This window comes from Acinetobacter sp. AKBS16, from assembly GCF_002899995.1.
In the GTDB taxonomy this organism is placed as follows: Bacteria; Pseudomonadota; Gammaproteobacteria; order Pseudomonadales; family Moraxellaceae; genus Acinetobacter; species Acinetobacter baumannii.
Map to the genome: position 1 here is coordinate 104,928 of NZ_POYH01000080.1, position 9,998 is coordinate 114,925.

A 9,998-nucleotide genomic window follows, 5' to 3' on the forward strand; every position below is an offset into this window, starting at 1 on the left:
ATTCCCCATACTGTTCCGAAAAGACCTACGAAAGGTGCTGTAGAGCCAACTGTTGCTAAAAAAGCGAGACCGCCGCCTAAATGGTTTTGTACTTTTTCAATCGCACGTTGTATTGAAATGCTCACCCAAGTATTAAAGTCAATGCGTTCAAGTAGAGAGCCGCCGTGTGATTTAGTCGAGTTAATGCCTTTTTCTGCAATAAAACGGTATGCGCTACTTTGTTCTAAACCTTCTGCAGCATTATCAAGCGAAGTTGCCTCCCAGAAATGTTTTTCAGCTTCTTTACCTTGGCGTTTGACTTTACCTTGTTGTAATAATTTAGAGATGATGATGTACCAAGTACCAATCGACATGAGTACTAAAATAAATAAGGTAGACTTAGCGACTAAGTCACCTTCACGCCAAAGGGCTTCTAGACCATATGGATTTTTAACAGTTTCACTTGTTGCAGGCTTTGGTGGTGGAGTTGGAGTAGTTGTATTTGAAGTAGCTTCAGTAGTTGCTGTTGCCACAGGAGCATTGCTCGTTTCTTCTGCGAAAACTGAGCTTAATGGAAGTAACGAGCAAGCTGCGATTAAACTTGCAGAAGCGAAATGTACTAGTGGTTGAGTTGATTTTTTCATCATATATCTCCAATATTTTTTAATTTCTTGCTAATTCAATTGTTTATTCAATTACGAATGGATATTCAATTTCATACCAGTCTTGCTGAGGCACGCCATCTTTCATTGCTGGTTTGAACGTACATAAGCTGTAGGCTTTAGTTGCTGCTTTATCTAAAATTTTGCTGCCACTCGATTTTTTTACTTTGGCATCAATGACTTTGCCGGATGTATCAACCAAAACACGTATACGCACCGTTCCTTGCTCTTCGTTCATGAGTGCTTCGCGTGGATATTCCGGTTTTTCACAGCCCGCAGAGCCTTCTGAAACACCACGAGTTACACCAGCGGGTTTAGGTGCTGGTGCAGCCGCTGCCACTGGAGCGGGTGCAGCAACAGGGCTCGGAGAAGGAGTACTAGGTGCAGCAGGAGCCGGAGTAGCGACTTTAGTCGGTTGAGCTACTGGCGTCGTTTTTTGTACTGGTGTTGCTACTTTCTCTACTTCTTTTGGTGGCTCAGGAACCTTGGCAACTTTTTCGACCATTTTTGGTGGCTCAGGTGGTTTTTCCTTTGGTTTCGGCTCTTCCGGCTTTGGTGGAGGAGGTGGCTTAATATCCTGAATAATTTGTAATTCCACAGGTTTTTCTGCTGGTTTTTGAATATTGTTTGCTAAACCTGACATCAGAATATAGGCAACAAGAAGATGCAGAAAAATGACTGCAGCAATACCAATTAGGCGTTTGGCAGATTTATTTTCTATGTCTGTAAAAGTCATGCCCATAGTTACTCCTGAAACTGTAGACAAACAATTTTTAAATTAATGTTTGGCTAAGGATGAGTATTCGGTCTGCAAACACGATCTCTAAAGTCGTGTTTGCAAAATAACCACTTAGAACTTGTATGTACCACGTAAATAGTATGTACGTCCTGTTGGGTCACCATACCGAGGGTCATATCCGTATTGGAAATTATCTAAAACGTTTGAAGCAGATGGGTCTTCGTCGAAAATATTTTTAATACCCGCTGTTAGCTCAAGATTTTTAAAGCCTTTATAGGTACCAGAAATATTATAGAGGGTATAATCACTAACTTTGTGATGATCATATTGTTCTTCACCTATCTGATTTTGATCATCGTAACCACGTACAAACTGTTGTTCAAAAACTAATTTCCAATTTTCATATGCCCAGTTAATATTAGCCGTGTGTTTCCATCGGACGACAGCAGGGTCCTCATATAGACCAACCTGTCCTGTCCATGGCTCACCTTTTGAGTCGCGATAATCTAGTTTGGATACATAAGTCCCATCAATTCCAAAGCCAAAACGGCCAGTGGATGTCATTGGAGTTAAATAATTTAGGCTAATATCAAAACCTTCTGTTTTCATGCCACCAGAGTTGAATAAGTTGGTTTTTATATAGTCGATAGTACCATCAGCATTTCTTACAAAAAGAGCAGAGTATTTTTCAGGTTCCCCAAAGATGGTGGCTTCTCCCACCTGAGCAATTAGGTCGTCAATTTTAATATTGAAATAGTCAACCGTTAGTACAAGATTTTTAATTGGTTCAAAAACAAAGCCGGCAGTAAATGATTTTGATTCTTCTGGTTGTAAATCTTTTGAGCCTCCCTGTAATTTCATAAATTGAGTATTACAAAAGTCATTTTTATTTTTCCCTTCTACGACCTCACCGCCTGGGCAATAAAGTGGGTCATTATATTTTGCACCAGTATAAGTTTTGCTTTGAGCAGCATTAATCTCATATAGGCTTGGTGCACGGAAACCTGTGCTATATGAAGTACGGAACATGAGTTGTTTTAATGGTTCCCAACGGATCGCGAATTTAGGATTAAAAGTATCGCCAAAGTCACTATAGTCATCGTAACGGGCTGCAAGTTGTGCTTCGATCGTTTTGGTTATAGGTATTTGTAATTCAGCAAATGCAGAGGTAATGTCTCGGTCACCGGAATTATCAGGTTTACTAGGGTCTGTACCACTACTAGGAGCTTGACGGACTAAATCTGCATTAATATGTTGTTTCCAATCTTGATTAGTAAAGCTGCCTCCTAAAGCAAAACCAACCTCACCAGCAGGTAAAGTAAAAATAGGGCGGCTAATACTGAAGTCAGCAGTAGTGGATTCTAAAGTTGCTTCATTATATTTCCCTTTAACTGATAAATTATTCCAGATATTAGGATCACTACTTTCACCAAATGGGTTTAATGTTCCGTTATTTAATGCATCTTGTAATTTAGTCTTATTTAATTGACCAGTAACGAAATTATCTGAGGCTTCACTTTTTGCATAGGTAACACCTGTGTTTAAATCCCAGCCCCATACGTCACCTTCCAAACCTGCAAAAAGCCGATGTGATTCATTAATTGATTTAGCTATACGGTTTCCTGCATGTGATCGTAAATAGAGTTCAAGGGGAGCACCACTTAACCCTTTAACGCTAGGAACAATACCATTGCCTGGATAATATGGACTATCACTTGGAAGGGTGACGCGAGTTGACAGATTACTGCGGCTAAATGGGTCAGGGGCAACAGAAGTGATAACTTCAATACGTGAATAAATATATTCACCAATAGCATTTAAATTATCGTTAACTTTGAATGTACCACGTCCTAAAACAGAAACGTTTTCTACATCTGGTTTGATACCTATCAAAGCTTGAGTATTTGCATAACAGAATCCTTCTTCTGCTGACTCTGCGGGACCCAAACATTGACCATTTTGAGCATAGGGATTTCCTGAAACTCCAGATATAGGGTCATAAAAATTTGAGGTAAAGGCATTAGCAGAGCGTCCATCAAGACCGAGTTCTGGTAATACTCCTCCACGTTCAGAAATTCTTCGGTCTTTCGCCATAATGCCGTTAGTACGACGATAATCTACAACACCGAAAATATTAAAACCATCTTCATCTAAGTCGCCGTAGCCACCAAAGATAGAAATATCTTGTTTATCACCACCTTTGTGTTCTGGTTGTAATAAACCTGCGCTAATACCTACACCTTGATATGTTTTTTTTGTAATGAAATTAATAACCCCTGCAACAGCATCAGCACCATAAACTGCTGAGGCACCATCACGTAAAACTTCAATACGATCAATCATTGCTAAAGGAATAATATTTAGGTTTACAGTGGAAGTACCAAAAGGGTTCGCTGCGAGGCGTCGTCCATTAAGTAAAACGAGTGTTTTATCACTACCTAAACCCCGAAGGTTAGCAGTAGAACCATCGGTATTACTGGCACCCACATTCTGGTCAGTTGAAAAACCTGCCTGATTTGAACTTACACGGGTTAATGCTTCTTCAACTGTAGTAACGCCAGCATTTGCGAGATCTTCGCCTTTAATAATGGTAATTGGCGAAGCACTTTGTGCCGCAACCCCTTTAATTGAAGAACCTGTAACGGCAACTTTTACGACTTTTGTTGGTTTTTCATCGGTACTTGATTGTTCGGTTTCTGCTGCTTGTGCCATGGTAAGACACATCATGCTTAAACTAAGGGTGCTTAATTTAAGAATTGTTTTGCCAATCTTGGGGGTTGCCTGAGATCGAACATTGTATTTTTTTTTCATCGTGGACTTGATCCCTTTTTGTTGTCGTTAGCGATATTGCTGGAAAGTTTTTAAGCAAAGCAAGTGCCAACTATATATTTTTCTTTTTTTAGTTTATGCAAAATATTGATAAATATTGATTTTATTATGCTTGAGTATGATGCTTTAGCTTTTTTGATATAAAAATAAATTTTCCATTTGGAAAATTTTTTCATGTTGGCGAAAAGTTTCAAATTTATTTGTATAAAAAATATACATTACTGGACTCTTCACATGCTTATTAAATAAAAATGTATCGTTTTAGAGCCTTTTAATATGTAATGTTATAATATTTATCATTACATGGTTAAATTATATTTTTATTATTAATCAATAGATTGTTTTAAAAGTATCTGTAAGTTAGGCTTGATCTAATGTGGATCATAATTAATTTTTAATGTATTTTATTTGTGCATTTAAGGTATTAGATGATTAACTTATATGAATATAATATTTGGCAAAAAGTTACTTTTATTTATATAGTTCAAACGTTTTTAAGTATCTAATAAAAATATGAATTTTTAATGTTTTTAAATATTTTAAGATGGATATTAATAAATGGCATGAAATTCGCTTTATATTCAATGGTTACAAAACACTAGGTATTTGAGTTTATTTTTCCATTTGATCAAATCGAAAGAGGATAAAGGAAAGTAAATTTTAAATCCTAAATAGGCCTATCTGTTGAAAAAGAACTTTTCTTATGCAGATTTAGATGTTACTCAAAAGGATAATATCTTTTAAAAAAACTAATTACGTGGGTATGAACTTGAAATTAAAATTTTTTAAGCTCGCCATTTTAAGTCTGGCTATTACATCAGTTCCTTGTGCTTACGCAATTACGCCAGCGCAACCAAACAAAATTTTGCATGTTGCCTATGAGGCCCCAGATGATGGTTTCGATATGGTCAAAACCACCAATTTCTATAGTGCTAGTATTGCTGAGGCAATTTTTGAGCCTTTACTCAAATATGACTATCTAGCGCGTCCATTACAGTTAGTTCCCAATACTGTAGAAAGCCTGCCCAAAGTGGAACAAGACGGTAAAGTTTATATATTTAAAATTAAGCCAGGTATCTATTTTACCAATGATCCAGCTTTTAAAGGTAAACGCCGTGAGTTGGTGGCTGAAGACTACGTCTATACAATTAAACGTATTTTAGACCCTAAAAATAGAGCGCCTTCTGTTTCTTTTATTGATGGTAAGTTACAAGGTGCCGATGCGGTTGTAGCTCAAGCAAAAAAAACTGGAAAATTTGATTATGCTACTCCGATTGCTGGAGTTAAAGCTCTTGATCGATATACTCTACAATTTACTTTGACTCGCCAAGACTTTAATTTTCCTTATATTCTTGCCTATATTACTTTTGGTGCTGTTGCTAAAGAGGTTGTTGACTATTACGGTGACCGTATTGGTATGCATCCCGTAGGTACTGGTCCTTATATGTTAAGTAAATATGTACCGAGAAGTAAGGTCGAGTTAGTTGCTAATCCTGATTATCGTGGTTTTGTCTGGAATTTTAAGTCAACAGGAACACCTTGGGATAACCATCTTGTTAAGGAAATGTCTGGAAAGAAAATGCCACAAGTTGGCAAGGTGGTGGTCAGTATTATTGAAGAAGAGCAGTCACGATGGTTAGCTTTTCAGTCTGGACAACTAGACTTTGATAAACTCACAGCGAATGCTGTTCCTCAAGCTTTAGATGGAAATCAGCTTAAAGCTTCTTTTAAGAAGAGAGGAATTAAGCACTATCCAAATAAGGATCCTGAGATTACCTATACTATGATGAATATGCGGGATCCAGTGATCGGTGGTTTTAGCCCAGAAAAAATAGCGCTTCGTAGAGCAATTACTCTGTCATACAATCAAAAAGAAAGCATAAAACAGGCATATAAAAGTCAGGCTGTTAGATCACAAATGTTTATACCTGAAGGTGTAAACGGATATAACCCTAAATATAAAAGTAGCGTAGGATATAATCCGCTGTTAGCAAATAAACTACTTGATTATTATGGTTATAAAAAAGCGGCTGATGGCTATCGGACCTTACCAAATGGCAAACCTTTAATTTTAAAAATCAATACAGAAAATAGCTCAGCATCGGTTATTCATTCAGAACTCTGGAAAAAAAATCTAGATGCGATTGGCATTCGAGCTGACTTTAAGGTAAGTAACTTTGCAGATAACTTAAAAGCCGCTACTCAATGTAAATATATGATCTGGAGCGGTGCATGGATTGCTGACTATCCTGAAGGAGATAATTTTGCACAATTACTATATGGACCAAATGCTGGGCAGGGAAACCATGCTTGTTATCAGTCTAAAACCTATGATGCTCTTTATACTCAGGCCATTCATTTACCACCTCAACAACGGCTCCCATATTACGAAAAACTTAACCGTCAGATAGAAGCTGATAACCCTTGGATTATTCATGTAACACGAATTCGTAATTGGTTGATACAGCCTCAAGTTCAGGGGTTTAAAGCTCACCCAATGATGAATACAAACTGGCAATATCTTGATATTACCCCTATTAAAAAATAATTTTAGATAAAGATCATCATGACCGAAAATTTAAAACAAAAGCTTAAGCACTGTAGTGTCGGCCTATTCTTTGCCGGAATGGCTTTAACGGGTTCTATATCTATTTTTGCGAAAAGCCCAGCCGATCCAAATAAAGTTTTGCGTTATGTATTCCCAACAGCTGAAACAGGCTTCGACCCAGCTTATGTACATGACTTATATTCAGCGCATGTACTCACATCTATATTTGAAACTTTATATACCTATGACTATTTGGCAAGACCAGCAAAATTAATCCCACACGTGGCTACGGCTATGCCAGAAGTGAGTGCAGATGGTCTGACTTATACCATTCATATTAAGAAGGGTATTTACTTTACAGCCGACCCAGCGTTTAAAGGTAAACCTAGAGAGTTAACAGCTTACGATTATGCATATTCTTTTAAGCGGTTATTAGACCCGAATTTACGCTCACCCAATAGTTGGTTATTGGAAGATAAAATTGAAGGTATGAATGCTTTAGTCAAAGCAGCCAATAAATCCGGAAAATTTAATTACGATCAAAATGTAAGTGGTTTACAAACACCTGATAAGTACACTTTGGTGATTCGGTTAGTAAAACCAGACTATAACTTTCCTTTATTACTGGCTCATGATCCGACAGGTGCGGTGGCACGCGAAGTCATCGAGAAATATAAAGATAAAGCTGGTTTTGTTATGGGGCATCCAGTAGGAACTGGACCTTATATGCTCAGTAAGTGGATACCTGCCTCACGTATTGTTTTAAAAGCAAATCCTGAATATCGAGGTTTTATTTGGAACTTTAATGCCAGTAGCCCCGGGGATGAAGCAATTGTAAAGCGCCTTAAAGGTAAACAAATGCCTCAAATCGGCACAATTGATATTCAGGTCATGGAAGAAAACCAGTCACGATGGTTAGCATTCCAGCGTGGTGAGGTAGATATCATTCAGCTTGAAGGGCAATTAGTTTCAAAAGCGATTAAAGACGGTAAATTAAGACCCGAGCTTGCAAAAGAAGGCGTGCAATTATCTCGTATTGTTGATCCAGAAATTAGTTATATCTATTGGAATCTCAAAGATCCCGTTGTTGGAGGAATGAGTAAAGAAAAAATTGCCTTACGCCGTGCTATTGCGATGTCCCGTTCAATAGATCAAGAGATTAAATTGGTAAGGAATAGTGATGCAGAACGTCTTCATTTCCCAGTTCCACCTGGTGTAGTGGGATATGACTCACAGTATAGAAGCAGTACACCATATTCAGTAAAAGCAGCCAATCTGCTGTTGGATCGATATCACTACAAAAAAGATGCTTCTGGTTGGCGTACACAACCAAACGGCAAGCCGCTCGTGGTCGAATATAAAGCGCGCAATGACAGTATTGGCCAACAAAGTGCTGAACTTTGGAAGAAAAACTTCGATAACCTACATATTCGCATGGTGTATAAGCCAATGCTTTTTTCAGACTTACTTCGATCACAAAAACAATGTGAGGGAATGTTTGGTTCTTCTGCATGGATCGCTGATTATCCAGATGGGGATAATTTTATGCAGAATTTTTATGGTCCAAATACTCATATGACTAACTGGTCTTGTGGTTCGATACCAGAGTTTGATGAGTTGTACCGCCAGTCTCAACAAGTGAAGCCAGGCCCAGAAAGAGATGCGTTATATCGAAAAATGACGCGCTTGTTAGAGGTTTATATGCCTGTGCAAATGTCTTATGCACGCTATCGCAATATGTTGGCCCAACCACGAATTATTGGATATAAGAAGCATCCGATTTTACATGCTGAATGGATGTACTTCGATATTGATACAAATACGAAATCTAATCATTAAATGAAAAAAATTGGAGATACGATGAAAAATAATACACTGAAAATGACTACATTATGTATGTTGACCATAGGTATAAGTCAATTTGCATCGGCTGAAGTGACGCGTGCGACATTACCATTACTCAAAGCAGAGCAACTCCCAGCATGGTGTGATTCTAATTTAAAAAAAATTCAGCAAGAGATTTCTAGTTTTGAAAAAACGCCTGTTAAAAACGATGCTGCCGCTGCTCCGATATTAGCCAAGTGGGATAAAATTTTTGCTCATCTTGAAGATTTTTCGGGGCCCATAGGTCTATATAGTAACGTCGACCCAGATGCGAAATTACGTAAGGCAGCCGAAGACTGCGAAATCAAAATTAATCAGTTTCATACTGATATCTTCCAAAATTCAAAACTATATAACGTAATTAAAAATACAAAAGCAAATGATCCGATTGACCAGAAATACCGTCAAGATATTCTGGATCAATTTGAAGACACAGGGGTTCAGTTAGAACCAGCAAAACGCGCAAGAATGAAGGCTATTCTGGATGAGTTGACTAAACTCGAACAAGAATATAACCGCAATATTCGTGATAACCCTGAAAAACTTGAATTTACTCCTGAAGAAATGAAAGGGCTGCCAGAAAGTTATATTTTAGGGTTAAAGAAAAATGCTAAAGGTAACTATCTATTAGGTTTTGAGTATCCGGAATATCGTCCATTTATGGAGCTAGCGGATAATGATGATGCTCGAAAAAGATATCAAATCGCTTTTACGCGACGTGGAACTGAACAAAATTTAAAACTACTCAAACAGGCAATAGATTTACGTTATGAACTTGCACAATTATTTGGAAAAGCGAGTTATGCAGATTGGGCTTTAAAAGACCGAATGGCAAAAACACCAGAGGCTGTAAACAAGTTCTTGGCAGAAGTACAAAAAACTGTAGCACCACTTGAACGTAAAGAAGTAGAAGAGCTTCGTGCATTTAAAGCACAAACCTTAAAGACGCCGTTAGACAAAACCGAGATAACGCGTTGGAGTGAAGCTTACTGGAGCGAAAAACTTCGTAAGAGTAAATATCAAATTGATCAGGAAAAGCTTCGTGATTATTTTCCGACTTTAGCCGCACAAAAATGGTTATTTGCTATTTCATCTGATCTTTACGGTATTGATTTTAAACCTGTCAAAGTTAAAGCATGGCAGGATGAAGTTGAATATTACGATGTAGTTGATAAAAAGACAGGAAAACTCCTTGGTGGCTTATATATGGATAAATTCCCCCGTGAAGGGAAATACGGCCATGCAGCAGTTTGGGGAGTATATGGTGGCAGCACTTTAACCAACCGATTACCGATTTCAGTATTGGTGACCAACTTTAACCGTAAAGGTTTAAATAGTGATGAGCTTGAAACTTTTG

The 9,998-nt window shown here is 37.8% G+C and carries 6 protein-coding genes and 1 pseudogene; 3 read left to right on the forward strand and 4 right to left on the reverse strand.

Annotated elements, in window-relative coordinates:
* The 4 genes and pseudogenes from C1642_RS19540 to C1642_RS14435 form a co-directional block, all read right to left on the reverse strand.
* The coding region (locus C1642_RS19540) for a MotA/TolQ/ExbB proton channel family protein (RefSeq protein WP_228153902.1) at positions 1–626 on the reverse strand (626 nt) is incomplete at its 3' end.
* Between the two features lie 40 nt (positions 627–666).
* Positions 667–1,383, reverse strand: a complete 717-nt coding sequence (locus C1642_RS14425; RefSeq protein ID WP_000525879.1) for an energy transducer TonB — start codon at positions 1,381–1,383, stop codon at positions 667–669.
* Positions 1,384–1,491: 108 nt separating this feature from the next.
* Positions 1,492–4,191 carry a TonB-dependent receptor gene (locus tag C1642_RS14430; protein WP_103236484.1) on the reverse strand — a complete coding sequence of 900 codons (2,700 nt, stop codon included), beginning with the start codon at positions 4,189–4,191 and terminating at the stop codon, positions 1,492–1,494.
* Positions 4,192–4,711: 520 nt separating this feature from the next.
* Positions 4,712–4,804, reverse strand: a pseudogene (locus C1642_RS14435) (hypothetical protein); the annotation flags it as partial.
* Positions 4,805–4,966: 162 nt separating this feature from the next.
* Here C1642_RS14435 and C1642_RS14440 point away from each other — a divergent pair.
* From C1642_RS14440 to C1642_RS14450, 3 genes are all read left to right on the forward strand, one after another.
* Complete coding sequence (locus C1642_RS14440; RefSeq protein WP_086374122.1) at positions 4,967–6,757, forward strand: ABC transporter substrate-binding protein; 1,791 nt, start codon at positions 4,967–4,969, stop codon at positions 6,755–6,757.
* A 15-nt stretch (positions 6,758–6,772) separates the two neighbouring features.
* A complete protein-coding gene (locus C1642_RS14445) occupies positions 6,773–8,596 on the forward strand; it encodes an ABC transporter substrate-binding protein (protein ID WP_086374121.1) in 1,824 nt (607 codons plus the stop codon).
* On the forward strand, positions 8,597–9,998 hold a 1,402-nt coding region (locus C1642_RS14450; protein WP_228153903.1), incomplete at its 3' end, for a M3 family metallopeptidase.

Coding starts and splice junctions, on each gene's coding strand:
- C1642_RS14430 (WP_103236484.1), bottom strand. CDS start 4,191: ATGAAAAAAAAATACAATGTTCGATCTCAGGCAACCCCCAAGATTGGC.
- C1642_RS14425 (WP_000525879.1), bottom strand. CDS start 1,383: ATGGGCATGACTTTTACAGACATAGAAAATAAATCTGCCAAACGCCTA.